At 64.1% G+C, this 26,610-nt stretch carries 25 protein-coding genes and 1 riboswitch; of the genes, 19 read left to right on the top strand and 6 right to left on the bottom strand.

Going from position 1 to position 26,610, the window contains the following annotated elements:
• Positions 1–80: 80 nt before the first annotated feature.
• Positions 81–282: riboswitch (cobalamin riboswitch) on the bottom strand.
• 281 nt (positions 283–563) lie between these two features.
• The gene (locus tag Amn_RS28805) at positions 564–1,391 is read right to left on the bottom strand and encodes a hormone-sensitive lipase (protein ID WP_067967776.1); all 828 of its coding nucleotides are present in this window, start codon (positions 1,389–1,391) and stop codon (positions 564–566) included.
• Between the two features lie 309 nt (positions 1,392–1,700).
• On the opposite strand from Amn_RS28805, the gene Amn_RS28800 reads away from it, so the two are divergent.
• The 7 genes from Amn_RS28800 (at position 1,701) to Amn_RS28770 (ending at position 8,951) form a co-directional block, all read left to right on the top strand.
• Positions 1,701–3,326 carry an AMP-binding protein gene (locus tag Amn_RS28800; protein WP_067967773.1) on the top strand — a complete coding sequence of 542 codons (1,626 nt, stop codon included), beginning with the start codon at positions 1,701–1,703 and terminating at the stop codon, positions 3,324–3,326.
• Positions 3,323–4,159: a tryptophan 2,3-dioxygenase gene (kynA, locus tag Amn_RS28795; RefSeq protein ID WP_083948826.1), complete on the top strand. Its 837-nt coding sequence runs from the start codon at positions 3,323–3,325 to the stop codon at positions 4,157–4,159. The genes Amn_RS28800 and kynA overlap by 4 nt, the downstream gene beginning before the upstream one ends.
• A 44-nt stretch (positions 4,160–4,203) precedes the next feature.
• Positions 4,204–5,340 carry an ABC transporter substrate-binding protein gene (locus tag Amn_RS28790; RefSeq protein ID WP_067967770.1) on the top strand — a complete coding sequence of 379 codons (1,137 nt, stop codon included), beginning with the start codon at positions 4,204–4,206 and terminating at the stop codon, positions 5,338–5,340.
• A 268-nt stretch (positions 5,341–5,608) separates the two neighbouring features.
• Positions 5,609–6,529 carry a branched-chain amino acid ABC transporter permease gene (locus Amn_RS28785; protein ID WP_067967767.1) on the top strand — a complete coding sequence of 307 codons (921 nt, stop codon included), beginning with the start codon at positions 5,609–5,611 and terminating at the stop codon, positions 6,527–6,529.
• Between the two features lie 25 nt (positions 6,530–6,554).
• Positions 6,555–7,526, top strand: a complete 972-nt coding sequence (locus tag Amn_RS28780; RefSeq protein ID WP_067968477.1) for a branched-chain amino acid ABC transporter permease — start codon at positions 6,555–6,557, stop codon at positions 7,524–7,526.
• Entirely contained in the window at positions 7,519–8,268 is a 750-nt protein-coding gene (locus tag Amn_RS28775) for an ABC transporter ATP-binding protein (RefSeq protein ID WP_067967763.1), read from the top strand. The genes Amn_RS28780 and Amn_RS28775 overlap by 8 nt, the downstream gene beginning before the upstream one ends.
• A complete protein-coding gene (locus tag Amn_RS28770) occupies positions 8,265–8,951 on the top strand; it encodes an ABC transporter ATP-binding protein (RefSeq protein ID WP_182574337.1) in 687 nt (228 codons plus the stop codon). Before Amn_RS28775 ends, Amn_RS28770 begins: the two co-directional genes overlap by 4 nt.
• Positions 8,952–8,997: 46 nt before the next feature.
• Here the strand turns inward: Amn_RS28770 and kynU are convergent, their stop codons facing one another.
• From kynU to Amn_RS28750, 4 genes are all read right to left on the bottom strand, one after another.
• Positions 8,998–10,245 carry a kynureninase gene (gene kynU / locus Amn_RS28765; RefSeq protein WP_286299028.1) on the bottom strand — a complete coding sequence of 416 codons (1,248 nt, stop codon included), beginning with the start codon at positions 10,243–10,245 and terminating at the stop codon, positions 8,998–9,000.
• Between the two features lie 18 nt (positions 10,246–10,263).
• Positions 10,264–11,187: an ABC transporter permease gene (locus Amn_RS28760; RefSeq protein ID WP_067967752.1), complete on the bottom strand. Its 924-nt coding sequence runs from the start codon at positions 11,185–11,187 to the stop codon at positions 10,264–10,266.
• A 5-nt stretch (positions 11,188–11,192) separates the two neighbouring features.
• Positions 11,193–11,972, bottom strand: coding sequence for an ABC transporter ATP-binding protein (locus Amn_RS28755; RefSeq protein WP_182574334.1), 780 nt, complete (start codon positions 11,970–11,972; stop codon positions 11,193–11,195).
• A 125-nt stretch (positions 11,973–12,097) separates the two neighbouring features.
• Positions 12,098–13,084 carry an ABC transporter substrate-binding protein gene (locus Amn_RS28750; protein ID WP_067967750.1) on the bottom strand — a complete coding sequence of 329 codons (987 nt, stop codon included), beginning with the start codon at positions 13,082–13,084 and terminating at the stop codon, positions 12,098–12,100.
• 151 nt (positions 13,085–13,235) lie between these two features.
• Between Amn_RS28750 and Amn_RS28745 the strand changes: the two genes are divergently transcribed.
• The 3 genes from Amn_RS28745 (at position 13,236) to Amn_RS28735 (ending at position 15,600) form a co-directional block, all read left to right on the top strand.
• Positions 13,236–14,015: a GntR family transcriptional regulator gene (locus tag Amn_RS28745; protein ID WP_067967747.1), complete on the top strand. Its 780-nt coding sequence runs from the start codon at positions 13,236–13,238 to the stop codon at positions 14,013–14,015.
• Positions 14,012–14,980: a pyridoxal-phosphate dependent enzyme gene (locus Amn_RS28740; protein WP_067967742.1), complete on the top strand. Its 969-nt coding sequence runs from the start codon at positions 14,012–14,014 to the stop codon at positions 14,978–14,980. The genes Amn_RS28745 and Amn_RS28740 overlap by 4 nt, the downstream gene beginning before the upstream one ends.
• Before the next feature lie 95 nt (positions 14,981–15,075).
• Positions 15,076–15,600 carry a MarR family winged helix-turn-helix transcriptional regulator gene (locus Amn_RS28735; RefSeq protein ID WP_286299015.1) on the top strand — a complete coding sequence of 175 codons (525 nt, stop codon included), beginning with the start codon at positions 15,076–15,078 and terminating at the stop codon, positions 15,598–15,600.
• 46 nt (positions 15,601–15,646) lie between these two features.
• Here Amn_RS28735 and Amn_RS28730 read toward each other — a convergent pair whose 3' ends face one another.
• Positions 15,647–16,621, bottom strand: a complete 975-nt coding sequence (locus tag Amn_RS28730; RefSeq protein ID WP_067967736.1) for a GlxA family transcriptional regulator — start codon at positions 16,619–16,621, stop codon at positions 15,647–15,649.
• Positions 16,622–16,726: 105 nt separating this feature from the next.
• Here Amn_RS28730 and Amn_RS28725 point away from each other — a divergent pair, with 105 nt between their 5' ends.
• The 9 genes from Amn_RS28725 (at position 16,727) to pcaF (ending at position 26,592) form a co-directional block, all read left to right on the top strand.
• Positions 16,727–17,275, top strand: coding sequence for a cysteine hydrolase family protein (locus Amn_RS28725; RefSeq protein WP_067968471.1), 549 nt, complete (start codon positions 16,727–16,729; stop codon positions 17,273–17,275).
• Positions 17,276–17,447: 172 nt separating this feature from the next.
• Positions 17,448–19,775 carry a bifunctional salicylyl-CoA 5-hydroxylase/oxidoreductase gene (locus Amn_RS28720; RefSeq protein ID WP_286299005.1) on the top strand — a complete coding sequence of 776 codons (2,328 nt, stop codon included), beginning with the start codon at positions 17,448–17,450 and terminating at the stop codon, positions 19,773–19,775.
• 2 nt (positions 19,776–19,777) lie between these two features.
• Entirely contained in the window at positions 19,778–20,554 is a 777-nt protein-coding gene (locus tag Amn_RS28715; protein ID WP_083948825.1) for an SDR family NAD(P)-dependent oxidoreductase, read from the top strand.
• Complete coding sequence (locus Amn_RS28710) at positions 20,551–21,399, top strand: enoyl-CoA hydratase family protein (RefSeq protein WP_067967731.1); 849 nt, start codon at positions 20,551–20,553, stop codon at positions 21,397–21,399. The genes Amn_RS28715 and Amn_RS28710 overlap by 4 nt, the downstream gene beginning before the upstream one ends.
• Positions 21,400–21,402: 3 nt before the next feature.
• Positions 21,403–22,596 carry an acyl-CoA dehydrogenase family protein gene (locus Amn_RS28705; RefSeq protein ID WP_154384303.1) on the top strand — a complete coding sequence of 398 codons (1,194 nt, stop codon included), beginning with the start codon at positions 21,403–21,405 and terminating at the stop codon, positions 22,594–22,596.
• A gap of 10 nt (positions 22,597–22,606) precedes the next feature.
• Positions 22,607–23,014 carry an acyl-CoA thioesterase gene (locus tag Amn_RS28700; RefSeq protein ID WP_067967728.1) on the top strand — a complete coding sequence of 136 codons (408 nt, stop codon included), beginning with the start codon at positions 22,607–22,609 and terminating at the stop codon, positions 23,012–23,014.
• A 1-nt stretch (position 23,015) separates the two neighbouring features.
• Entirely contained in the window at positions 23,016–23,411 is a 396-nt protein-coding gene (locus Amn_RS28695) for a RidA family protein (RefSeq protein ID WP_067967726.1), read from the top strand.
• 2 nt (positions 23,412–23,413) lie between these two features.
• Complete coding sequence (locus Amn_RS28690) at positions 23,414–25,393, top strand: 3-hydroxyacyl-CoA dehydrogenase NAD-binding domain-containing protein (protein ID WP_286298996.1); 1,980 nt, start codon at positions 23,414–23,416, stop codon at positions 25,391–25,393.
• The gene (pcaF, locus tag Amn_RS28685) at positions 25,390–26,592 is read left to right on the top strand and encodes a 3-oxoadipyl-CoA thiolase (protein ID WP_154384301.1); all 1,203 of its coding nucleotides are present in this window, start codon (positions 25,390–25,392) and stop codon (positions 26,590–26,592) included. Before Amn_RS28690 ends, pcaF begins: the two co-directional genes overlap by 4 nt.
• The last annotated feature ends 18 nt before the right edge of the window (positions 26,593–26,610 follow it).

Raw genomic sequence — 26,610 nt, 5'->3', positions numbered from 1 at the left:
CCCGACGGCCTTCCGCATGCGGCAACACTTTCGATGTCACCGCCACGAGCGACCGCGCCTGACCACACCCCGTGGACAAGCATGGGTGACTGGAACGGGCAGGTCTCCTGACTTCCGTGTCACAGCCTTTTTCCGCCTTCCCGAACGCGCGAATGCGTTCAGTGGCATGATGGAAGAGGCTCAACGGTTACAGTTGCGGGGGCAGTCGCGGATTTGGCCTTCGGCCTCACCGTGTTCCCTTTTCATCCGCCTCTCGGCGGAACCGATTCCGAGGCGGACGCTACTCAGGGATGCCGAGGCTTGTCAATCGCAATCATGCGACCGGCCATAAAATATATTGATTTTCAACTAGATAGGATCATTGGACACGGACAAACAGGGCAACTTGTGCAATCGCCCCGGACGCGGCAAGCCCTGCATGGGACCGCCAATTGGACGGCACTGCCCCTCGGGGACAGAGGCCACCTGCACATTGCCAACGGGGTCGCGGAAACTGAACCGACGATGTGCGCGCTACGGCCATCGACATCATCTTCGGCCGCGTCGGTATCATCCGCGCATGTTCAGCCGAGCAAGGTCCTTGTCAGCGCATGATCCTTGTCGGCAAGCCCGTCGATGACGCTGAAGTGATGCCGGTCGGGCTCGACCACTGTAGCGGTGGTGGCGCCAAGCCCGGTCCAGATATTGGAAAGCAATGCGTTCTGGCGCAGGAACTCGGCGCGCTCGCCACCGCCGACCCAGCAGGTGATGCGGACGTTGTCCACCGGCCGCAGCAGCGCCGGGCTTTCAGCCAGCGCCTCGGTCTCGTCGATGTGGAGCGTCTTGTTCATGCCGGTGTTGATCAGCGGCCTGAGATCATGAACTCCCGAGAGCGAAACGACATGACGGATACGAGACTGCACATCGGGCGCAAGCGGCGAAGCAGCCGCGACCATGCGCGACACGAGGTGTCCGCCGGCGGAATGACCGGTCAGCATGATCGGGCCTTCGACCAACGCGGCTGCCTTGCCGATCGCCGCACCGACCTCGCGCACGATATCGCCGATCCTGACTTCCGGGCACAAGCTGTAGGACGGCATCGCAACCGCGTAGCCGCTGTCGATGGAACCCTTGGCGAGATGCGACCAGTAGCTCTTGTCGAGCGCCATCCAGTAACCGCCATGGACGAAGACGACGAGCCCCTTCGGCGTGCCTTCAGGCAGAAACAGGTCAAGCAGGTTGCGCGGCCTGTCACCATAGGCGATGTCGAACTGCGCTCTCTCATCTGCCGACAGGGCGTCGCGAAACGTCTGTGCCGATTCCACCCATGCAGCAGGCCAACGATCGCCACCGGCGATGTTGGCGCCATTGGTGTAGGCGTTGTCCCAATCGGCGATATGGCGTTCGAGCATACGGGCATCCCTCCAAGGCGGCAGCAATCCAGGCGCATAGCAATGGCCAGCGTGCCGGATTGCGTCAATGGGCCAGCGGCAGAAACTTTATGCTTGAAATAATTTTGGTCCGGTGCAATTCTCAGCCATCAGTCGAGAACGTGGGAGGTCTCGCTGTGCCAGACGCCGATCGCATGTCGATCGCGCATAGCCGCGGCCTGTGCCGAACGGCTACCCGTTGCGGCGCAGCACCTTCCCCCGAAGTAACGCATTCCAACGCACGCATGGCGCTTCCGTCATGCCGATGAGCAGGTAGGGGACAGCCGCAGAATGCTTGGACCGTCAGCGCATATCGACACCTTCACGCGCGATAACCTGCCACCCCAGGACCAGTGGCCGACCTTTCTGCTCGACGGCTTCGACTATCCCGAGCACCTCAATGCGGCCGTCGAGCTGACCGATCGCCTGGTCGAAAAAGGCCTGGGCGACCACACCGCGCTGATCGGCAACGGTCGCCGCCGCACCTACAAGGAGCTGTCCGACTGGACCAACCGACTGGCGCATGCGCTGGTCGAAAACTACGGCGTCAAGCCCGGCAATCGGGTGCTGATCCGCTCGGCCAACAACCCGGCAATGGTCGCCTGCTGGCTGGCCGCGACCAAGGCAGGTGCTGTCGTCGTCAACACCATGCCTATGCTGCGCGCCGGTGAGCTCGCCAAGATCGTCGACAAGGCAGAGATCACGATTGCGCTGTGCGACACGCGCCTGATGGACGAGATGATCGCCTGCGCCAAGGACAGCGCCTTCCTGACCAAGGTGATCGGCTTCGACGGCACGGCCAACCACGACGCCGAACTCGACCGGGTCGCGCTCGACAAATCCGTCATCTTCGAAGCGGTCAAGACCGGCCGCGACGACGTCGCCCTGCTCGGCTTCACCTCGGGCACCACGGGCGTGCCGAAAGCGACGATGCATTTCCATCGCGACCTGCTGATCATCGCCGACGCCTATGCCAAGGAGGTGCTTTCGGTCACCTCCGACGACGTCTTCGTCGGCTCGCCGCCGCTGGCCTTCACCTTCGGTCTTGGCGGCCTGGCCATTTTCCCATTGCGCTTCGGCGCGGCCGCGACCCTGCTCGAGCAGGCAACGCCGCCGAACATGATCCACATCATCGAGACCTACAAGGCGACGATCTCGTTCACCGCGCCGACCGCCTATCGCGCCATGCTGAAGGCCATGGACGAAGGCGCCGACCTGTCGTCGCTGCGCGTCGCGGTCTCTGCCGGCGAGACCTTGCCCGGACCGGTGTTCGAGGAATGGCTGGCCAAGACGGGCAAGCCGATCCTCGACGGCATCGGCGCCACCGAGATGCTGCATATCTTCATCTCCAACCGCTTCGAGGACATGAAACCCGCCTCCACCGGCAAGCCGGTCGGCGGCTATGAAGCGCGGGTCGTCGACGGCGACATGAACGAGGTGCCACGCGGCACTGTCGGCAAGCTTGCCGTGCGTGGCCCGACAGGCTGCCGCTACATGTCCGATGACAGGCAGCTCGAATATGTCCGCGACGGCTGGAACCTGACCGGCGATGCCTTCATCCAGGACACCGACGGCTTCTTCCACTTCGCCGCGCGTTCCGACGATATGATCGTCAGCGCCGGCTACAACATCGCCGGTCCCGAGGTTGAAGCCGCCCTGTTCTCGCACCCCGAAGTCGCCGAATGCGCCGTCATCGGCGCGGCTGACAGCGAACGCGGCCAGATCGTCGAGGCCTATGTCGTGCTGGTTGCCGGCGTCGCCGCCGACGCCGCGACCGTCAAGCGCCTTCAGGATCACGTCAAGGCGACGATCGCGCCTTACAAATACCCGCGCTCGGTGAAATTCATCGACGCCCTGCCCAAGACCCAGACCGGCAAGATCCAGCGCTTCCGGTTGCGTGCGGAGAAGATGAATTGAGCAAGCCTTACGATCCCTCCGTCGAGGGCGCGCAGATGTCGTTCAAGGACCGCATGTCCTACAGCGATTATCTGCATCTCGAAAAGATCCTCGACGCTCAGGCGCCGCTGTCGACCGCCCATGACGAGATGCTGTTCATCATCCAGCATCAGACGTCCGAGCTGTGGATGAAGCTCGCTTTGCACGAGATCGGCTCGGCGATCCGCTCGATTCGTGCCGACAAGCTTGAGCCCTCGTTCAAGATGCTGACCCGCGTGTCGCGCATCTTCGAGCAGCTCAACAGCGCCTGGGATGTACTCAGGACGATGACGCCGAGCGAATACACCGAATTTCGCGACTCGCTCGGGCAGTCCTCGGGTTTCCAGTCCTGGCAGTATCGCGCCATCGAGTTCATGGCCGGCAACCGCAACACAGCCATGTTGCGCCCGCACGCCCACCAGCCCGAACTCAGCGAAAAGCTCGAGGCGGTTCTCGCCCAGCCTTCGCTCTATGACGAGGCGATCCTGCTGCTTGGTCGCAACGGCTTCGATATCGGCGCCGACGGCAAGCGCACCGACTGGCGCGAAACGCGCAGCGAAAGCGAAGAAGTGCTCGTCGCCTGGCAGGCGATCTATCGCGATCCGCAACGCTACTGGATGTTCTACGAGCTGGCCGAGAAGCTTGTCGATTTCGAGGATTACTTCCGGCGCTGGCGCTTCAACCATGTCACCACGGTCGAGCGTATCATCGGTATGAAACGCGGCACCGGCGGCACGTCTGGCGCCTCGTATCTGAAGAAGATGCTGGAGGTTGAACTGTTTCCCGAACTCTGGAAAGTTCGCACCCGGCTCTAGGACTTCAAATCAAATAATCAGGAACACTTGGGAGGAGTAACCTAATGAAGAAAATCATTGCGGCAGGAATTTTCGGCCTATCGTTGGCGGCATCCGGCCTTGCCTATGCCGAACCGGTGAAGATCGGCGTCATCACCACGCTTTCGGGCGGCGGTGCGGGCCTCGGCGTCGACATGCGCGACGCGTTTGCGCTGGCCATGAAGCAGTCCGGCAACAAGGATGTCGAACTGGTCGTCGAGGACGATGCCCAGAAGCCCGAGATCGCCGTCCAGCTCGCCGAAAAAATGATCCAGAGCGACAAGGTCGACCTGTTGACCGGCATCATCTGGTCGAACCTCGCAATGGCCGTGGTGCCTAACGCTGTGGCGCAGGACGTCATCTACCTGTCGCCCAACGCCGGCCCGTCGGCGCTTGCCGGCGCCAAGTGCAACAAGAATTATTTCAACGTCGCCTACCAGAACGACAATTTCCACGAGGCGATGGGCCAGTACGCCAACAAGGACTACAAGAAGACCTTCATCCTCGCGCCCAACTATCCGGCCGGCAAGGATTCGCTGACCGGCTTCAAGCGCTATTACAAGGGCGAGTTGGCCGGCGAAGTCTACACCCAGGTCGGCCAGACCGACTACGCCGCCGAGATCGCCGAGATCCGCGATTCCGGCGCCGACTCGGTGTTCTTCTTCCTGCCCGGCGGCATGGGCATCTCGTTCATGAAGCAGTACGCCCAGTCGGGCGTGAACATTCCGGTCATGGGCCCGGGCTTCTCCTTCGACCAGGACATACTGCCGGCGGTCGGCGACGCAGCCCTCGGCGTCAAGAACTCGGCGAGCTGGTCCAAGGATCTCGACAACGAGGCCAACAAGCAGTTCGTCGAGGCCTTCCAGGCCGAATACAAGCGCTTGCCCTCGGTCTATGCCGCCCAGAGCTGGGATACGGCAAACCTGATCCTCTCGGCGCTCGGCAAGGCCAGCGTCAAGGACAAGGATGCCTTCCGCGCAGCACTCAAGGCCGCCGATTTCAAGTCGGTGCGCGGCGAGTTCACCTTCAACACCAACAACCACCCGGTGCAGAACATCTACGTGCGTGAAGTGATCAAGGAAGGCGACGTGCTGACCAACAAGATCGTCGCCACTGCCTTCGAGCACCACAAGGACGCCTACGCCGACCAGTGCAAGATGTAGGATGGGTTCAGGCCCGCTCGTTGCAGGCCAGCCTTGTAACGAAGCGTCCGACCCCCACTCCGCCTCGCGGCGCTCGGCACCTCTCCTCCTCATAAGGGGAGAGGAAAGGAGCCAAGCCGCAGCGGCTTTTCCTCTCCACTGTCGAACGGGGGAGAGGTGGTTTGCGAAGCAACCCGGAGTGGGGGTCGAATTCCCTCAGCAGCGCATTTGAAGAGTTGTAGGCGTCCCGCCACACTGAAACGACAATCCAGCCAGCGAAAGCGTCCCCTTGTCCATAGCACTGCTCCTCGAGCAACTTCTCAACGGGCTGCAGCTCGGGGTGATGCTGTTCCTCATGGCCGCCGGCCTGACGCTGATCTTCGGCGTCATGGGCCTGATCAACCTCGCCCATGGATCGCTCTACATGATCGGCGCCTTCGCATGTGCTGCGGTCGCGGCTGCCACCGGCTCGTTCTGGATCGGCCTGGCGGCGAGCCTCGTTGCTGCGGCAGCGGCCGGCGCAATCATCGAAGTGACGGTCATACGCCGCCTCTATGACCGCGACCATCTCGACCAGGTGCTGGCGACATTCGCGCTGATCCTGATCTTTTCCGAAGGCACGCGCTGGCTGTTCGGCTCGTTCCCGCTCTATCTCGACATTCCGCCGCTGCTGCAAGGCGCAGTCCCCCTGCCCGGCGGCGGCCAGTACCAGCTCTACCGTCTCGCCATCATCGGCGTCGGTGTCGTGGTAGCACTGGGCCTGTATGTGCTGATCTCGCGGACGCGGCTCGGCATGCGTATTCGCGCCGGCGAGTCCGACCGCGAGATGATCGCCGCACTCGGCGTCGATATCCGCACCCTTTACACCGTCGTCTTCGCACTTGGCGCTGCACTGGCCGGTCTTGCCGGCGCGCTCGTCGGCGCATTGCAGTCGGTGCAGGTCGGCATGGGCGAGCCGGCGCTGATCCTCGCCTTCGTGGTCATCGTCATCGGTGGCATCGGCTCGATCAAGGGCGCCTTGTTCGGCGCCATCCTGGTCGGCGTCGTCGATACCATGGGGCGTTTCCTGCTGCCCAAGGCTCTGGCGCTGATGATCCCCGCCGCCCAGGCCGGCCCGATAGGTGCAGCACTTGCCTCGATGCTGATCTACATCGTCATGGCGCTCATCCTTGCCTTCAGGCCGAGCGGCCTGTTTGCGACGCAGTCGTGAGGACGTCATGACCAACGCACCCATCATGACCCCCGAAACCATCGTCAACGTCAGCCTCGCATTGCTTTTGCTCGGCTTGCCGCTGGTGGCGCAGACGATGGGCGAGCCGTTCTACATCACGCTCGCAACGCGCATCGCCATCCTGGCGCTCGCCGCCGTCGGCCTCAACATCGCACTTGGCCTTGGCGGGCTGGTGTCGTTTGGCCACGCCGCCTTCTTCGGCCTCGGCGGCTATGCTGCCGGTATCCTCGCCACCCATGCCTTTGACGGCGTGCCGCTGTTCGCCGGTATCCCCGGCACCGCATCGATGCCCATCATCTGGCTCGTCGCGGTTCTCGTCTGCGGCATGATCGCCTTGCCGATCGGCGCCATCAGCCTGCGCACCGCGGGCGTCTACTTCATCATGATCACGCTCGCCTTCGCGCAGATGATCTACTATTTCGCCGTGTCCTGGCCGGCCTATGGTGGCGAGGACGGGCTTTCGATCTATGTGCGCAACGAATTCCCCGGTGTGAACACCGCCCAGCCGCTGTCCTATTTCCTGATCTGCTATGCAGTTCTGATGCTGGCGCTCGGTCTATTCTGGCTGCTGCGCGGCTCGCGCTTCGGCGCGTCCTTGCAGGCGGCCCGGCAGAACGCAACGCGGCTGTCCGCTGTCGGCATCGCTCCATTCAACATCAGGTTCGTTGCCTTCGCGATCTCGGCAATGGTCACCGGCCTCGCCGGCGCGCTGTTTGCCGACCTCAACAAATTCGTCAGCCCCTCCATGCTGTCCTGGCATATGTCGGGCGAACTGATCGTGCTGATCATCCTGGGTGGCAAGGGCCGGTTGTTCGGACCCGTCGCCGGGGCCATGCTCTATGTCCTGTTCGAATTCGCCCTTGGCGGCATCACCGAACGCTGGCAGTTCTTCCTTGGGTTGATCCTGCTCGGTGTCGTTCTGTTTGCCCGCGGCGGGCTGCTCGGTCTGCTGGCCGGAAAGGCGCGTCATGGCTGAGCCGATCCTCGAAATCCGCGACCTCCGCAAGACCTTCGGCGCCCTGAAGGCGACAGATGGCGTCAGCCTTGAACTCAGGCCCGGCGAGATCCACGCGCTGATCGGGCCCAACGGCGCCGGCAAGAGCACGCTGATCCACCAGATTTCCGGCTCGTTGCGGCCGGACAGCGGCAGCATCCGCTTCCTCGGCCAGGACATGGCCGGGCTCGACATGGCCGCGCGCGCCCGTCTCGGCCTCGGCCGCAGCTTTCAGATCTCGTCGCTGGCGCAGGAGTTTTCCGCCCTGCGCAACGTCATGCTGGCGGTGCAGGCACGCCAGGGCACGAGCTTCCGATTCTTGCGCCCTGTCATGAGCGACAAGAGCCTGACCGAACCGGCAATGGCGATGCTGGAGCGCGTCGGTCTCGCCGGACGCGCCCACCTGCCCGCTGCCGAGCTGTCGCATGGCGAACGCCGTCAGCTCGAGATCGCAATTGCGCTGGCGCTCGGCTCAAAGGCCTTCCTGTTCGACGAACCGATGGCCGGCATGGGTCCGGAGGGCTCGAAAGCGCTGACCAGGTTCCTCGACGGTCTGCGCCATGAAGCGCCGATCCTGCTGGTCGAGCACGACATGGATGCCGTCTTCGCCCTCGCCGACCGAATCTCCGTGCTTGTCTACGGCCGCGTCATTGCCACCGGCACTGTCGACCAGATCCGCAACGACCCCGAAGTCCGCCGGGCCTATCTCGGAGAAGCCGCGTGAGCCTGCTCGAACTCAAAGGCGTCGAAACCTTCTACGGCGCATCGCAGGCGCTCTTCGGCGTCTCGCTCGACGTCAAGGAGGGCGAGGTCGTGGCGCTCATGGGCCGCAACGGCATGGGCAAGACGACGACGATCAACTCCATTCTCGGCCTGGCGAAGCCGCGCTCCGGTTCAATCAGCTTCGCCGGCCGCCAGGTCGCCGGCATGCGTCCACATCGCATCGCCCGCTTCGGCCTGGGTCTGGTTCCGGAGGGACGGCGCTGCTTTCCCAACCTGACCGTTCTGGAAAACCTGCTTGCCGCAGCGCGCGGCAGCGAGTGGACACTGGAAAAAGTCGTCGAGCTGTTTCCACGCCTCGGCGAACGCCGCGACCAGTATGCCAACACGCTCTCGGGCGGCGAACAGCAGATGCTGGCGATTGGCCGCGCGCTGATGACCAATCCCAGCCTGCTCATTCTGGACGAGGCGACCGAGGGTCTTGCACCCGTCATCCGTCAGGACATCTGGGCGGCGATCCGCAAGCTCAAGGCTGCGGGTCAGTCGATCCTGGTTGTCGACAAGACGCTGTCGGAGCTGCTGCCGGTGGCCGACCGCTGCTTCGTGCTGGAGAAGGGCGTGACCGTATTCGAAGGCACGCCGGACCGGCTGACGCCTGACATCCAGGACCGCTATCTCGGTGTATGAAAAAGGGCGGCATCTGCCGCCCTTTTCGTTTCCATTCGACCTGAGATCAGGTCACTGCCGACTTGACGGCAAAACGGGCGTCCTTCCAGGCGCCGGTCCGCATGATGTCTTCGAGGATCTCGACCGCCTGCCAGACGTCCTTGAAGCCGACATAGAGCGGCGTAAAGCCGAAGCGCACCGTAGCCGGTGCGCGGAAGTCGCCGATGACGCCGCGCGCGATCAGCGCCTGCATGATGGCATAGGCGTTGTCGTGCTCGAACGAGACTTGGCTGCCGCGCTTCGTGCCGTTGCGCGGGCTTTCCAGCTTGAGGCCGTAGGCGCCGCACCTGGCCTCTACCAGTTGGATGAACAGGTCGGTCAGGGCAATGCTTTTCTTGCGCAACGCTGCCATGTCGACGTTGTCCCAGTCATCGAGCGCGCCCTTGAGCGCCCGCATGGTCAGGATCGGCTGGGTACCGCACAGGAACCGACGAATGCCGGCGTCCGCCGCATAACCCTGCTCGAAGGCGAAGGGTCTGGCATGTCCCCACCAGCCGCTCAGCGGTTGCTGAACGTCGGCGAGGTGACGCGTGGCGGCGTAAATGAAGGCCGGGGCGCCGGGACCGCCATTGATATACTTGTAGGTGCAGCCAACGGCGAAATCGACATTGGCACCGTCGAGATCAACCGGCAGGGCACCTGCCGAGTGGCAGAGATCCCAGACGATCAGGGCACCTGCCGCCTGGGCCTTTCTGGTCAGCGCCGCCATGTCGCGCAGCTCGCCCGACTTGTAGTTGACGTGGTTGACGAGAACCACCGCAACCTTGTCGTCGATCAGCTCTTCGATGCTTGGCGCATCGACGCCCTCGAGCCGGAGCACGGCACCGGCCCGCGTCGAGGCAACGCCTTCCGCCATGTAAAGATCGGTCGGGAAGCTGTTGCCTTCGGCGACGATGACCGAACGGTCGGGTCGCATCGCAAGGGCAGCATGCAGCACCTTGTAGATGTTGGTCGACGTGGTGTCGCAGACAACCGTCTGGCCAGGTGCAGCACCGATCAGGCGGCCGATGCGGTCGCCCAGCTCGGTCGGCATGTCGAACCAGCCGGCGGTGTTCCAGGCGCGGATCAGATCCTGCCCCCACTCCTTGGAGGCAGCTGCCTGGAGCTCGCTGAAGGCAGCATGCGACGCGGCGCCCAGAGAGTTGCCGTCAAGATAGATCACTCCTTCCGGCAGGATGAAGCGATCACGCATCGAACGCAGCGGGTCGACAGCGTCCATCGCCTCGACAGCGGCGAGATCGGGAAATGCAGTCATGATGCGGGCTATCCTTGCTTATTCGCGGATGGTTTCGCGTGCTTGTGCCGGGCCCCGGCTGCGACGCAGGCTCGGCAGCGCCAGCATGGCGAGCACGAACAGGCCGGTGGCGAGCTTCAGATCGGGGGGCGGCATGCCGGCGGCGAGACAGAACGAGACCAGCTGGTAGTAGACGACAGCGCCGACGAACGGGGCAGCGAGCTGGCGCAGCACAGTCTGCTTGCCGACGATGGCTTCGCCGATCATCAGCGCGGCAAGGCCGTTGATCAGGATGCCGAGACCCATATTGACGTCGGCAAAGCCCTGGCTCTGCACCATCAGCGCACCGCTGGTTGCCGAGAACGCACTGGCGAGGCCGACGCCGCCGATGGTGGCGACCCAGACATTGATGCCTTGCGCTTCGGCCATGTCGGGATTGGCGCCGACGGCGCGGATCGCGGTGCCCTTCTCGGTCTTGAAGAACATGTTGAGCAGGATGAAGACGATCGCGCCAATGAGGCCGGCAACGATGATCTTGGCGGCCGGAAAGCCGGGCTGGACGAACGGCGCCCAGTCGAAAACCGTCGGCGCGCCGAACACGGACAGGTTCGACTTGCCCATGATGCGCAGGTTGATGCTGTACAGCATCGTCATCATCAGGATGCCGGCGAGCAGCGTGTGGATGCGGAAGCGCAGATGGATGAAGGCGGTGCAGCAGCCGGCGAGGAAACCGGCGATCAGCGCCACGGCAAGCGCCGTCAGCGGAGAAGCACCAGCCGCCAGAAGCACGCCGCAGACGCAGCCGCCGAGCGGGAATGCGCCTTCGCTGGTGAGGTCGGGGAAATTGAGGGTACGGAACGGAATCATGATGCCAAGCACGACAAATGCCAGGATCAGGCTCTGCGCCAGGGTGACGGGAATGAGCGAGACGAAGCTCGTGAAAACGGTCTGGATAAAGTCCATGATGATCAGCTCGCCAGCAACATGCGGTCGGTTTTCACGGAGAAATGGCCGATCAGGTCGACAACCGTGACCTTGGCCTTTTCCTCGCCGGAGATTTCGAGCCGAAGTTTGCCGGCATCCAGCATGATGACGCTGTGACCGAAATCGACGGCATGCTGCATGTTGTGCGTCACCATCAAAGTGGTGAGCTTCAAGGCATCGACGGCACGCACTGTCGCCTGCATGACGATGTCGGCGGTGCGCGGATCGAGTGCCGCAGTATGCTCGTCGAGCAGCAGCAGATCCGGAGAGCCGCCGACCGCCATGATCAGCGACAGCGACTGGCGCTGCCCCCCCGAAAGCAGTTCGACGCGGGTGTCCAGGCGATTTTCGAGACCGAGGCCGAGAAGTGCCAGACGCTCCTTGTAGGCCGCGAGGCGTGAAGCATTGAGCCCCTGGCGCAAGGTACGTTTCTTGCTGCGCAGATCTGCGAGCAGCATGTTTTCGGCGACCGTCATCGAGGCGGCGGTGCCTTTCATCGGATCCTGGAAAACGCGAGCCAGGCGAATGGCGCGCTTGTGAACGGGCATGCCGGTGACGTCGTCACCATTGATCAGGATCTGGCCGGAATCGAGCACCAGCGCCCCCGAAATGGCATTGAGCATGCTGCTCTTGCCGGCACCGTTGGAGCCGATGACGACGCCGAATTCACCGGTGGCGAGCTTGAGACTGAGGCCGTCCAGCGCGACTTTTTCGTCGGCCTGGCCCTTGTAGAAAACTTTACGTGCAGATCGGATTTCGAGCATCCGTCCCTCCCGGAAAAGGTAACGGCGCCTTGGAGCGCCAGGGCGCTCCAAGTTTCTGAACCTGCGCATCGTGCCTCTTGGGCCGATGCGCCAGACGCCGCTACCAGTATTGACGAAGTCGAGTATTAGTCGACGATGCAGCCGCAATCAGCGAGCGACGCGGGGATCTCGATGCCGAAGGCGGCCATGGCCTTCTTCGAGATCGTCGCGGCATGGTCCTCATAGGCCGGGCGCGACGGCGCGATGGTCTTGGGGTCCTTGCCCTTCAGGATTTCGGCGGCGATCTTGCCGGCGTTGATGCCAACCTGCTCGTAGTTCACCGCGAAGCTGGCAGGCACGACACCGTCGCGGACTGCATTGTCGTCGGCATTGACGACCGGAATGCCAGCCTGGCGGGCCGCGGCGGCAACGGCCGGGATAGCCGGCTGGATCAGGTTCGAGGTCGGGCCGTAGATCACGTCGACCTTGCCGGCGAGCGAAGCGATGCGCTGCTGGATGTCGTTGACGTTGTCGATACCCACTTCGACCACTTCGAAGCCAGCGGCAGGCGCTGCTTCCTTGATCTTCTCGACCAGAGCGACGTCGTTGGCTTCACCCGGATTGTAGGGCACGCCGAAACGCTTGGCGTTCGGCAGCAGCTTCTTGGTGAATTCCATCACCGCCTTGACGTCCTGCAGGTCGGTAGCACCCGTCATGCCTTCGTCGCCGGCTTCCCACGACGGGACCAGCTTGGCGGCGACCGGGTCGGTCACAGCCGAAAAGACGATGTTGATGCCCGAGCCGGCGAGCGCCTTCTTGGCGATCTGCGACACCGGGGTGGTGACGGTGTACATCAGCTTGGGCTGTTCGGCCTGCAGCTTGGCGATCATCTGGGGGACCAGCGACGCGTCGAAATTGGTGTGACTCTCGGTGAAGACGACGTCCTTGCCGTCGACATAGCCATTGTCAGCCAGCGCCTTCTTGAAGCCGGCGACGGCGGCGTTGAGCTGCGGGTGTTCGCCAAAATTGGCGACACCGATCTTGATCGGGTCGGCAACGGCTGCACCAAGGCTGACGGCAAGCGCGCCGGCCAGAACCAGGCCCGACATCAGACCGGATTTCAAGTTTCTCATCGATTCCTCCCAGATTGACTGCGCCACACCCCTAGCGGCGGCATGGAGGCAATCATGAGCAGTCCGGAGGGCTCTGTCAAACATTATATATAATTCTTGCCATGAGCCTCCATGATATATAATTTTTTTGCAGAGACAGGGACGGATCACGATGCAGGATGACGAGCATTCGACCAAAACGGAAGCAGCCTACCGGCTGCTGCGCCGAGACATCCTGACCACCCGGCTGATGCCGGGAGCTCCGCTCAAGCTGAGCGCACTGCGCACGGCCTATGGCGTTGGTTGGACGCCGCTGCGCGAGGCATTGTCGCGACTTGAGGCTGAACGGCTGGTGACGGCGATTTCCAATCGCGGTTTCACCGTGGCTTCGGTTTCACGCCAGGAGCTGGAAGATCTGGCGCGAGCCAGGATGGTGGTCGAACTGCCGCTTCTGCTGGAATCGATCGAGAAGGGTGGCAGCGACTGGGAAGAGGCTGTGGTTACCGCGCATTACCGCCTGTCGCGCTGCAAGACCGCAGTCGAGGATCCTTCCGATGCCTCCGTCGATGACTGGGACGAGAAGCACGAGGCGTTCCACTCGGCGCTGCTAAGTGCCGCAACGTCGAACTGGCTGCTGCGCTTCCGCTCGACAATCTCCGACCAGCTTCGGCGCCATCACAGGTTCCTAGGACTGGCACCAACCTTGCGCGCGGCCGCAGGCCAGAAGCAGGGCTACGAAGAGGCAATGGCAGCCCTTGGCGAGGCGCAGTCGATCGGACCGCACACCGCCCTTATGGAGGCCGCACTCGACCGCGACCTCGAAAAGGCCAAGGCGTTGATGATCGATCACATCGGCTACACGCTGCATGTCTATGTCCACACCGAGGACTATAGCGGCAGCAGACACGCCGCCCGCGCCGGCAGCCTCAGAACACCCTCGGCTGCCGAATGACTGCTCCCTATCGCCCGTCTCTGGACGAGATCGCCGCCGCACGCACCAGGATCGCGCCTTATGTCCCGCGCACGCCGCTGGTCCGCCTCGATCTCGGCCTGCCCGACCGGCAGATCTTCCTCAAGCTCGAGACGCTTTCGTCCATCGGCGCGTTCAAGCTGCGGCCGGCTCTGAATGCGCTACTGTCGCGCAACCGCGAAGCGCTGACAAATGGTGTCGCCACCACGAGTTCCGGCAACATGGCCTATGGCATGGCCTGGGCCGCCAACAGGCTCGGCGTGCCGATGGCCGCCTACATGTATTCGGGCGCGCCGCAGACAAAGATCGATGGCGTTCGTCGCCTCGGCGGCGAAGTCCGTTTCATCTCCATGGAGACATGGTGGCAATACATCATCGGCGCTGACCGGCCCGAATTTCCGGAGCTTCTGATCAACCCGGTTACGGACCAGGCAGTACTTTCGGGCAATGGCTCCATCGGCATGGAGATCGTCGAGGACCTGCCCGAGGTCGACGTAGTGCTGACGCCTTATGGCGGCGGCTCGATGACCACGGGCGTGGCGAGCGCCGTCAAGGCCTTGCGACCCGAGGCAAAAGTCTTCGCCGTCGAGGACGAGAACGCCGCCCCTGTGACGGCGGCTCTTGCGGCTGGCCGCATCGTCGACATCGAGACGCGCCCTTCCTTCATCAAGAGCATCGGCGGCCCGTCGCTGGTGCCACAGCTGTGGCCCGTCGCGCGCGAGCTGATCGACGGCGCGGTGTCAGTCAGCCTGATGCAGGTCACCGAGGCTATGCGGCTGCTGTTCGCCAAGTCCAAGGTCGTCGCCGAGGGCGCGGGGGCAGCTTCGCTGGCTGCGGCGCTGACGAGCCAACATGCCAGGGGCAACATCGTATGCGTAATCTCTGGCGGCAACATCGATGCCGCCGCTTACTCGGCGGTTCTTGCCGGCAACATTCCTGCCCCTTGAACCTTTCAAGCTTGTACTATCGCGCGAAACGGCACTACAACTGCCCGAGAGGATAGCCGGCGCACCGGCCGCGGCGAGGAAAGACCCTGACACAGATGGAAGAGCGCAAGGATACAGCCGGCGCCGAAGGCTGGGTGGACGGCGAGACCAAGGTACTCGAAGCGCCTGCGGATCACGGCACCGAGCTTCGCCTTTGGCTGCGCCTGTTGACCTGCTCGACGCTGGTTGAAACAGAAGTGCGCCGCCGCCTTCGCGAAGAGTTCGATTCCACCCTGCCCCGCTTCGACCTGATGGCACAGCTCGAACGAGCCCAGGACGGCATGGTGCTGGGCGAAGTGTCCAAGCGCATGATGGTATCGCCCGGCAACATCACCGTCCTGGTCGAGCGTCTGGCCGAGAGCGGCCACATCAGCCGCACCACCTCGCCCACCGACCGCCGCGTCCAGATCATCGCGCTGACGCCCTTCGGCCGCGCCGAATTCGAGAAGATGGCCGCAGCCCATGCCGACTGGATCGGCGACCTGTTCGGCACTCTGTCGGCCAAGGACGGCGGCATCCTGCTCGACGAACTCGGCAAGCTGAAACGCTCGATCGTCTCGTCGCTGGCCAAGGGCAGCTAGGTTCTTCGACGCAGTTCCTGACGGAAAACCGCGTTTCTGAATTGCTCTATGCCCGAAACCGCGCGCGATAATCGCTCGGCGTCAGCCCGACGATGCGAGCAAAGACCTTGCGGAACGCGCCAGGGTCGCCATAGCCGACCTCCCACGCCACCTTGTCGACCGTCTGCGTGGTGAATTGCAGCAGTTCGCGCGCCTTGCCGACACGCAGGCGCTGGCCATATTCGGTCGTCGTCAGCCCGGTCGCCTTCTGGAAGCGGCGCAGGAACGTGCGCTCTTCCAATCCAGCCAACGATGCCAGCACGGCCAGGTTCAGCTCCTTGCCCTCGCCCGCCTGCAACCAATGCTGGACCTTGAGGATGGCCGCGTCGCCATGGCTGAGCCGCGGCGCAAACGCGCTGTAGTAGCGCTGCTCGCGCCCGGGAGGATCGAGCGCCAGTATCCGGGCGGTCTCGATCATCACGGTTGGCCCAAGGAAGCGGTCGACAAGCCGGAGGCCGAGGTCGGTCCAGGCCATCAGGCTGCCGGCAGTGATGATGTCACCGTCATCGATGAGCAGCCTGTCGGTGTCGAGCCTCGCCTCGGGGAAACGCGACCGGAATGCCTCGTCATAGACCCAGTTCGTCGTCACCGCCCGCCCGGCCAGCAACCCGGTCTCGCCGAGCACGAAGGCGCCGGCACAGACGGACGCCAGCACGCTGCCCGCGCCGTGACGCTCACGCAGCCAGCTTGCCAGGGGACTGACGGTCTCCCGCGAAATAGGATCGCCAAGCGCCGGCGGCACCACGTAGACCTCGGCTACGCCTGAAACACCCGGATGGCTGTCGAATACCCGCGCAGGAGCGACTCCCGGCTGGTCGGCACGCCAGTGGCTGACGCGCAGCTGGTTCGGCGCTGCACCGCGGCTCTTGCGTGCGGCGGTGCGGTTGGCGAGCTCGAACAGGTCGGTCATGCCAAGCACCGCCGACATCTGCGCGCCGGGGTACAACACCAGCCCGATCTCGATGACGCCAGCTTTTGCCATTTGTCGAAATCACCCCTTGTTATGTCGATATCGCCAATGGGTCGGCACCATAATCCATTGCATCCTGCAGGCAACATCCTTCCCAACAGCAAAGGCATCAGGGACATGAGCAAACGCGCAGTGATCGCCATCGACATCCAGAACGAATATTTCCCCGGCGGCCGCATGCCGCTCGTCGGCATCGAGCAGGCAACTGAAAACGCCGCCCGCATCATCGCAGCGGCGCGTGCCAAGGGCGACACCGTCATCCACGTCCGCCATCTCTCGAAGGCCGCCGACGCTCCGATCTTTGCGCCCGGCACGCCGGGCATCGAGATCAACGCCACCGTCGCCCCGGCCGACGGCGAGAAGGTCATCACCAAGAACTTCGTCAATTCATTCCGCGAGACCGACCTCAAGGCGACGCTCGACGCCAAGGGCATTGAGGAAGTCGTCATCGTCGGCGCGATGAGCCACATGTGCGTCGAAGGCGCCACCCGTGCTGCGGCCGACTTCGGCTACAAGACATCGGTCGTCCACGATGCCTGCGCCACGCGCGATCTCGAGTTCAACGGCAAGACGGTGCCGGCCGCCCAGGTCCACGACGCCGTCATGGCAGCGATCGCCTTCGGCTATGGCGAACTCGTGGATACCACGACGTACCTGTCGCGCTAGTACATTCAGGCCTTCTGGCCCCGGTCGCGCGCTCGCCGACCGGGGCCTTTTTGCGTTCACTTCCAAAATAACTTTAAGCTTGAAGTTTTTTTTGAAAGCGTCCATGGTGCCTCCATGGTCAGGGTCGGGCACGCATGTCCACTTGACCGAACGGCTTCAGGAGGAGGACGGCATGCGCATTGTCTGTATCGGTGGCGGACCGGCCGGTCTCTATTTTGCCCTGCTGATGAAGAAGCAGCACCCCTCGCATCAGGTTACCGTCGTCGAGCGCAACCGTCCCTTCGACACCTTCGGCTGGGGCGTGGTCTTCTCAGACGCCACCATGCAGTCGATGCGCCAGTGGGACCCGGCTACCGCCGAGACCATCGAGGACGCCTTCAACCACTGGGACGACATCGAGCTGGTGTTCAAGGGTCGCAAGATCCGCACCACCGGCCACGGCTTCGTCGGCATCGGCCGCAAGAAGATGCTGAACATCCTGCAGGAGCGCTGCATCGAGCTCGGCGTCGAGCTGGTGTTCGAGACCGACGTGCAGGGCGACCAGGACTTCCCCGAAGCCGACCTCATCATCTCGTCGGATGGCGTGAACTCGCGCATCCGGCACAAATATGCCGACATCTTCAAGCCCGACATGGTGATGCGGCCGAACCGCTACATCTGGCTCGGCACCGACAAGCGCTTCGACGCCTTCACCTTCGACTTCCAGCGCACCGAGCACGGCTGGTTCCAGGCGCACATCTATCGTTTCGACGACAACACCTCGACCTTCATCGTCGAAACCACCGACGAAGTGTTCAAGGCGCATGGCATCGACGAGATGGACCAGGATCAGTCGATCGCGTTTTGCGAGAAGCTGTTTGCCGAGACGCTCGAAGGCCACAAGCTGATGACCAATGCGCGCCATCTGCGCGGCTCGGCCTGGCTGAATTTCGGCCGCCTGATCTGCGACAAGTGGAGCCACTTCAATGGTCAAAGCCACGTCGTCCTGATGGGCGACAGTGCCCATACCGCGCATTTCGCCATCGGCTCCGGCACGAAGCTTGCCATCGACGACGCCATCGAGCTGACCCGCCAGTTCGACCTCATCGGCCACGACAAGGCCAGCATCCCGGCCGTGCTCGAAGCCTATGAAGAAGTACGCCGCATCGACGTCGCCCGCATCCAGAATGCGGCACGCAACGCCATGGAGTGGTTCGAAGTCGTGGGCACCCGTTATGCCGACACGCTCGAACCCGAGCAATTCATGTATTCGATGCTGACCCGCTCGCAGCGCATCAGCCATGAGAATTTGCGCCTGCGCGACAAGCACTGGTTGGAAGGTTTCGAGCGCTGGTTCGCCGAGCGCGCCGGCGTGTCGCCTGCCCCCAACGGCTCGGTACCACCGCCGATGTTCACGCCGTTTTCGATCCGCGGGCTGACGCTGAAGAACCGCATCGTGATGTCGCCGATGGCGATGTATTCGGCCACCGACGGCCTGCCCGACGACTTCCACCTCGTCCATATCGGCGCCCGCGCCATGGGTGGTGCAGCACTCGTCTTCCCGGAGATGACCTGCGTGTCGCCAGACGCGCGCATCACGCCCGGCTGCCTCGGCTTGTGGAATGACGAGCAGGCGAAAGCCTTCAAGCGCATGGTCGACTTCGTCCACCAGCAGACGCCGGCGAAAATCGGCATCCAGATCGGCCATGCCGGCCGCAAGGGCGCGACCAAGGTTGCCTGGGAAGGCATCGACCAGCCGGTGACCTCAGGCGGCTGGCCGCTGATCTCGGCCTCCGCCCTGCCTTATCTCAAGCACTCCGACATGCCTCGCGCCATGACCCGCGAGGATATGGATCGCGTTCTGGCCGATTTCGTCAGCGCCACGGAACGGGCCCGCGACCTCGGCTTCGACATCCTCGAACTGCATGCCGCCCACGGCTACCTACTGTCCTCCTTCCTGTCGCCACTGACCAACCTGCGCGACGACGAATATGGCGGCAACCACGAGAACCGCGCCCGCTATCCGCTCGAAGTGTTCCGCGCCATTCGTGCCGTCTGGCCTGAGGACAAGCCGATCTCGGTGCGTCTCTCCACCCATGACTGGTACGAAGGCGGCAACACGCCTGAAGACGCGGCGATCTTCGCCAGGATGTTCAAGGACGCCGGCGCCGACATGATCGACTGCTCGTCGGGCCAGGTGGTCAAGGAAGAGCAGCCAGTCTATGGCCGTCTGTTCCAGACGCCCTTCTCCGACAAGATTCGCAACGAGATCCAGGTGCCGACAATTGCCGTGGGTGCGATCTCGGAAGCCGATCACGCCAACTCGATCATCGCCGCCGGCCGCGCCGATCTCTGCGCCGTCGCCCGCCCGCACCTCGCCGACCCGTCTTTCGTCATGCATGAGGCGGCAAAGATCGGCTATGCCGAACAGGCCTGGCCAAAGCAGTATCATTCGGCCCGTGCCCAATATGTGAACAACCTCGCCCGCGCCGCGGCGGCTGCTCCCACGGGCAAGGCATGAGCATGGCCAAGCGTCACGCCCTGGTCACCGGCGCCGGCAGCGGCATCGGCCGCGCCATCGCACTGGCGCTCGCCGCCGACGGCCACGGCGTCAGCCTGTGCGGACGGCGTGCCGCGCCGCTCGAGGCGGTGCGCGACGAGATCGCCAAGATCGGCGGCGAGGCCTTCGTCCTTGATGGCTTCGACGTCACTGAAGCGCATTCGGTCGAGGCAGGCATCGCCAAGGCGATTGCGCATGCAGGCGACATCGCCGTTTTGGTCAACTGCGCCGGCGAAGCGCCGTCGGCACCGTTCGACAAAACCGACCTGGCATTGTGGAACCGGGTGATGGGCATCAACCTCACCGGCACGTTCCTGGTCACACAGGCAGCGCTTGCTTCGGTCAAGCGCGCCGGCAAGGGCCGCATCGTCAATGTCGCCAGCACCGCCGGCCTGACCGGCTATGCCTATGTCTCAGCCTATTGCGCCTCAAAGCATGGCGTGGTCGGCATGACGCGCGCGCTGGCTCTTGAGCTTGCCCGCACCGACGTCACCGTCAACGCGGTTTGCCCCGGCTTCACCGACACGCCGCTGCTCGACGGCGCCGTGGAAACCATCACCGGCAAGACCGGGCGTTCGGCCGAAGAGGCACGCGCCACGCTCGCCCGCGTCAATCCGCAAGGGCGGCTGGTGACGCCAGAGGAAGTGGCCGACACCGTGCTCTGGCTCGCCTCGGAAAAGGCAACCGCAATCACAGGCCAGGCGATCCCGGTCGCCGGCGGCGAAGTTCTGGGAGGATGACCATGACCAACCCGATGCAGGACAAGAAGCATCCCTTCCAGGGCCACAAGGCTCAGCACTTCAAGTTCGAGACCGATGCCGACGGCAAGGTCGCGACGATCACGCTGAACCGCCCAGAGAAGAAGAACCCGCTGACCTTCGAGAGCTACGAGGAACTCGGCAACCTGTTCCGCGCCCTGCACCGGGCCAGCGACGTGCGCGCCATCGTCATCACGGGTGCCGAGAACAACTTCTGCTCGGGCGGCGACGTCTTCGAGATCATCGAGCCGCTGACCCGCATGCCGATGCATGACCTGCTCGACTTCACCCGCCTCACCGGCGATCTGGTGCGCCAGATGCGCGCCTGCCCGCAACCGATCATCTCCGCCGTCGACGGCATCTGCGCTGGCGCCGGTGCGATCATCGCCATGTCGTCCGACTACCGCGTCGCAACCCCGGAGGCGAAGACCGCCTTCCTGTTCACCCGCGTCGGCCTGGCCGGCGCCGACATGGGCGCCTGCGGCATCCTTCCGCGCATCATCGGCCAGGGCCGCGCCGCCGAACTTCTGTTCACCGGTCGCGTCATGACCTCGACCGAGGGCCATGCCTGGGGCTTCTACAATGCGCTGCATGAGCGTGGCGCACTGCTCGCCGAGGCGCAGAAATTCGCCCGCAACCTGGCCGACGGCCCCTGGTTTGCGCATGCCATGACCAAGAAGATGCTCGACCAGGAATGGGCGATGGGCATCGACCAGCTGATCGAATCCGAAGCGCAGGCCCAGGCGATCTGCATGGCGACCGGCGACTTTCGCCGCGCCTTCGAGGCTTTCGCCGCCAAAGCCAAGCCCGAATTCAAGGGGAACTGAGCCATGGCCGCGCATTTGATGCCGACCAGTGCGCCAACCCGCGACCACCTCGACTGGCCGTTCTTCGCCGACCCCCACCGCGCGTTGGCGGCTGAACTCGACGCCTTCATCGCCAGCGGCGGGCTGGGCGAGATCGACCATGGCAATGCCGACGGCGCCTGCAAGAAGCTGGTGGCGGCGCTTGGTCAGGCGGGTATCCTGCGCCACTGCGTGCCGGCGGCCTTCGGCGGCGCGTCGGACGTGATCGACAGCCGCTCGCTCTGCCTGATCCGCGAGACACTGGCCTATGCCGACGGTCTCGCCGACTTCGCCTTTGCCATGCAGGGACTGGGCACCGGCGCGATCAGCCTGTCCGGTACGGACGAACTCAAGCAGGCCATCTTGCCTAAGATTGCCCGAGGCGAACTGATCTCGGCCTTCGCCCTGACCGAGCCAGAGGCCGGCTCCGACGTTGCCGCCATGAGTACCAGCGCCCGCCGTGATGGCGACACCTATGTGCTCGACGGCGAGAAGGTCTTCATCTCCAATGGCGGCATCGCCGACGTCTACACCGTCTTTGCCCGCACCGGCGAGGCGCCCGGCACGCGCGGTATCTCGGCCTTCGTCGTCTATGCCGACACGCCGGGCTTTTCGATCGCCGAGCGCATCGAGACGATCGCCCCGCATCCCCTGGCACGCGTCAGGTTCGACGATTGCCGCATCCCGGCATCCCAGCTGTTGGGCGAACCGGGCGAAGGCTTCAAGATTGCCATGCGCACGCTCGACATTTTCCGGCCGTCAGTGGCTGCCGCAGCCCTCGGCTTTGCCCGCCGCGCCCTCGACGAAGCCGTAGCGCACGCCAGGTCCCGCAAGATGTTCGGGGCGACGCTGGCCGACCTGCCGACCGCTCAGAGCACGCTGGGCGAGATGGCGACTGCCATCGACGCAGCCTCGCTCTTGACCGTGCGTACTGCCTGGCGGCGCGACGTGCAAAAGCTGCCGATCACCCGCGAGGCCGCCATGGCCAAGATGACGGCGACCGAGAACGCCCAATGGGTCATCGACCAGGCACTGCAGCTGTTCGGCGGCCGCGGCGTGCGTGTCGGCGAGATCACCGAGCGCCTCTATCGCGAGATCCGTGCGCTGCGCATCTACGAAGGCGCCACCGAAGTGCAGAAGCTGATCATCGGCCGCGAGCTGATGAAGGCCTCGAGGTAGGAGAGCTGACGTGCCCTTCCGTACCTCAAGACCGCTGCGTTTCGGAGACTGCGATCCCTCCGGAATCGCCTACTTTCCGTCTTACCTGAACATCCTCGTCGGTGTTTTGGAGGAGTTCTTCGGCGATGCAGGTGCGCCGTGGAAAGACCTGATCGCCGAACGGCGCATCGGCACGCCGACGGTGCGACTGGACCTCACCTTTGCCCACCCGGGCTTCCATGGCGACACGCTCGACTTCGAGCTGTTCGTCCGCCGCATCGGCCGCTCCTCGCTCGATCTCGAGCACAAGGTTTCGGCCGCCGGCACGCTGCTCTGGAGCGCCCGCCACAGCGTGGTCGCCACTTCGCTCGATACCCACAAATCGCTTGCCTGGCCGGATGACCTCCGCGCCGCGCTCGAAAGCCGCCTGGAGACTTGAGATGCATGAGATCCTGCAACCCGAAGGGTGGGCCAAGCCCATCGGTTATGCCAACGGCATCGCCGCGAGCGGCCGCACCATCTTCGTCGGCGGCCAGATCGGCTGGAACGCGCAGTGCCAGTTCGAGACCGACGACTTCGTCGGCCAGGTGCGCCAGACGCTGGAAAACGTCGTCGCCGTGCTGAAGGCCGGCGGCGCCGAGCCGCACCACATCACCACGATGACCTGGTACTTCACCGACAAGAAGGAATACACCGAGAACCTGCGCGGCCTCGGCCAGGCCTATCGCGACGTGATCGGCCGCCACTTCCCCGCCATGGCCGCCATGCAGGTGGTGGCGCTGGTCGAGGACCGCGCCAAGATCGAGATCCAGGCCACCGCGGTCATCCCGGCATAGCCATGAGCGCGACGCGGTTTTCGGAGAGCGTTTCGGGCAGCATCCGTGACGGCGTGCTCGTCGTCATCATCGACAATGCGCCCGTCAACGCCACCTCGGCGCATGTCCGGCAGGGGCTGGTCAAGGCACTCGACCATGCGTCAGCCGTTGGCACCGTCATCGGCGTCGTCATCACCGGCGCCGGCCGCACCTTTGTCGGCGGCGCCGACATCAGGGAGTTCGGCAAGCCACCGGTCGAGCCGACGCTTCCCGAGGTCATGCAGCGTATCGAGAATTGCAGCAAGCCGGTGGTTGCTTCCGTCAATGGTGCTGCCCTCGGCGGCGGCTGCGAGATCGCGCTTGCCTGCCATGGGCGCGTTGCCGGCGAGGCGGCGAGTTTCGGTTTGCCGGAGGTCAAGCTCGGCATCGTGCCGGGCGCCGGCGGCACCCAGCGCCTGCCGCGCCTCATCGGCACCGTCGCGGCAATCGACCTGATCGGCAGCGGCCGCACAGTCAGGCCTGATGAAGCCATCAAGCTCGGCCTTGTCGACGGCGTCGCAGCCGATCATCTCGCGGCAGCCGTCGGCCTTGTCCATCAACTCGCCGGTCAGTCGCAAAGGCGCACGGGCTTGCTCGATGTCCCGATCGCCGAATTAGCCGCCGTCGAGGCGGCGTCAAAAAAGGTCTTGTCCAGATCACGCGGCCAATCGGCACCTGCCGAGGCCGTTCGCCTTGTCCGGCTGGCTTCGGAAAGGACTTTCCGGGACGGTCTCGCCGAGGAGCGCGCCACCTTCCTGCGCCTGCGGGACTCCAATGAGGCGGCAGCCCTGCGCCATGTCTTCTTCGCCGAGCGGCAAGCCGGCAAGGTCGACAAGCTTGAGGGCATTGCCCCACGCAGGATCGAGACGGTCGGCATCGTCGGTACCGGTCTGATGGGTGCCGGCATCGCGGTCGCAGCCTTGACAGCTGGCTACCGCGTCGTCGGCATCGAGCAGACCGAAGACGCCGCCACCAAAGGGCGCGAGCGCATCGCCGGCATTCTCGACAAGGCGGTCCAGTCAGGGCGCCTTACGGCGACAGTTCGCGACGGATGCCTTGCGCGGCTGGCTGTGGCTGCGAACATCGGCGAACTCGCCGCAGCAGACCTCGTCATCGAGGCGGTGTTCGACGATCTCGCAGTCAAGACCGAGCTGTTCCAGCGCCTCGACGGCATCGTCAGGCCGGATGCGATCCTCGCAACCAACACCAGCTACCTGAACCCCGACGAGATCGCGGCGGCGACTGCTCACCCCGGGCGCGTGGTCGGCCTGCACTTCTTCTCGCCGGCCAACATCATGCGCCTGGTCGAGGTCGTCGACTGCAAGGCAACCGCGCCCGACGTGCTCGCTTCCGCATTGGCCTTCGCCAGGAAACTCGGCAAGCTGCCGGTGGTCTCAGGCGTAACCGAAGGCTTCATCGGCAACCGCATCTTCTCGGCCTATCGCCGCGAGGCGGAGTTCATGGTCGAGGACGGTGCAGCCCCCGAAGAGGTCGACGCAGCACTCGAAGCCTTTGGCTTTCCGATGGGCATCTTCACCGTCTACGACATGGCCGGGCTGGAGATCGCCTGGGCGCGACGCAAGCGGCAGGCGGCAACGCGCGATCTAAACGCGCGTTATGTCGAGATCGCCGACAAGCTTTGCGAAGCCGGCCGTTTCGGTCGCAAGACAGGCAAGGGCTGGTACGACTATGCGTCAGGCGAAAAGGCCGTCGATCCAGAGGTCACTGCGCTGATCGCCGCCGCACGCGCGGCCAAGGACATCTCGTCCCGCCGCTTTACGGTCGACGAGATCGTCGACCGGTTGCTGCGCGCCATGGCCGACGAAGGCGCTGCCTTGCTCACCGAGGGCATCGCCGCGCGATCGAGCGACATCGATCTGGTGATGATCAATGGCTACGGTTTTCCGGCGCACAAGGGCGGGCCGATGTTTGCAGCCGAAACGCACAAGGACATCACACCATGACCGAAGCATACATCGTAGGCGGCGTCCGCACCCCGATCGGCCGTTATGGCGGCGCGCTTGCCTCTGTGCGCCCTGATGATCTCGCCGCTCACGCCATTCGCGAAGCGCTGGCGCGGCACCCTGGCATCCCCGCCGACCAGATCGATGAGGTCGTGCTCGGCTGCGCAAACCAGGCCGGCGAAGACAACCGCAATGTCGCCCGCATGGCTGCCCTGCTTGCGGGCCTGCCGGTATCGGTGTCCGGAACGACGATCAATCGCCTCTGCGGCTCCGGCCTCGACGCGGTTGGTTATGCAGCACGCGCCATCAAGCTCGAAGAAGCTGACATCATCATTGCCGGCGGCGTCGAAAGCATGTCGCGCGCGCCCTTTGTCATGCCCAAGGCTTCAAGCGCATTCCAGCGCAGCACCGAGATCTTCGACACCACCATCGGCTGGCGTTTCGTCAATTCGTTGATGGAAAGACAATACGGCATCGATTCCATGCCTGAAACGGCCGAGAACGTCGCCGCCGAGTTTTCCATTTCACGCGAGGATCAGGATCACTTCGCCCTGCGCAGCCAGGCTCGTGCCGCCGCAGCGCAGAAGAGCGGCCGTTTTGCCCGCGAAATCGCTCCTGTCACCATCAAGGGCCGCAAGGGCGAAGCGACCGTCGTCGAGCACGACGAGCATCCGCGCGAAACGACGATCGAAAAGCTTGCGGGCCTTTCGGCACCCTTCAGAGATGGCGGCACGGTGACCGCCGGCAACGCGTCGGGCGTCAATGACGGGGCCGCAGCCGTCATCATCGCATCGGCACGCGCCGTCGAACGCCACGGTCTCAAGCCGCTTGCCAAAATCGATGGCATGGCGACCGCAGGCGTTGCCCCGCGCATCATGGGCATCGGCCCCGTCGCCTCGACGCAAAAGCTTCTGGACCGCGCCGGCCTTGTCATATCAGACATCGATATAATCGAACTCAACGAAGCCTTCGCCGCGCAGTCGCTGGCATGCATGCGCCAGCTCGGCCTTGCCGACGACGCGGGCCACGTCAATCCGAACGGCGGCGCCATCGCGCTTGGCCACCCGCTCGGCATGTCGGGCGCACGTCTGGCACTTACCGCAGCACTGGAACTCGACCTGCGTGGCGCAAGACGCGCGCTGGCCACCATGTGCATCGGTGTCGGCCAGGGCATCTCGCTTTTGATTAGCCGGCCGTAGCAGGCGGCGCGCCTCGTT

Origin of the sequence: Aminobacter sp. Y103A, assembly GCF_030294925.1 — a bacterium.
Classification (GTDB): domain Bacteria; phylum Pseudomonadota; class Alphaproteobacteria; order Rhizobiales; family Rhizobiaceae; genus Aminobacter; species Aminobacter ciceronei.
Note: the sequence above shows the minus strand (reverse complement) of the source record. Positions and strands in the feature narration are given on the sequence as shown.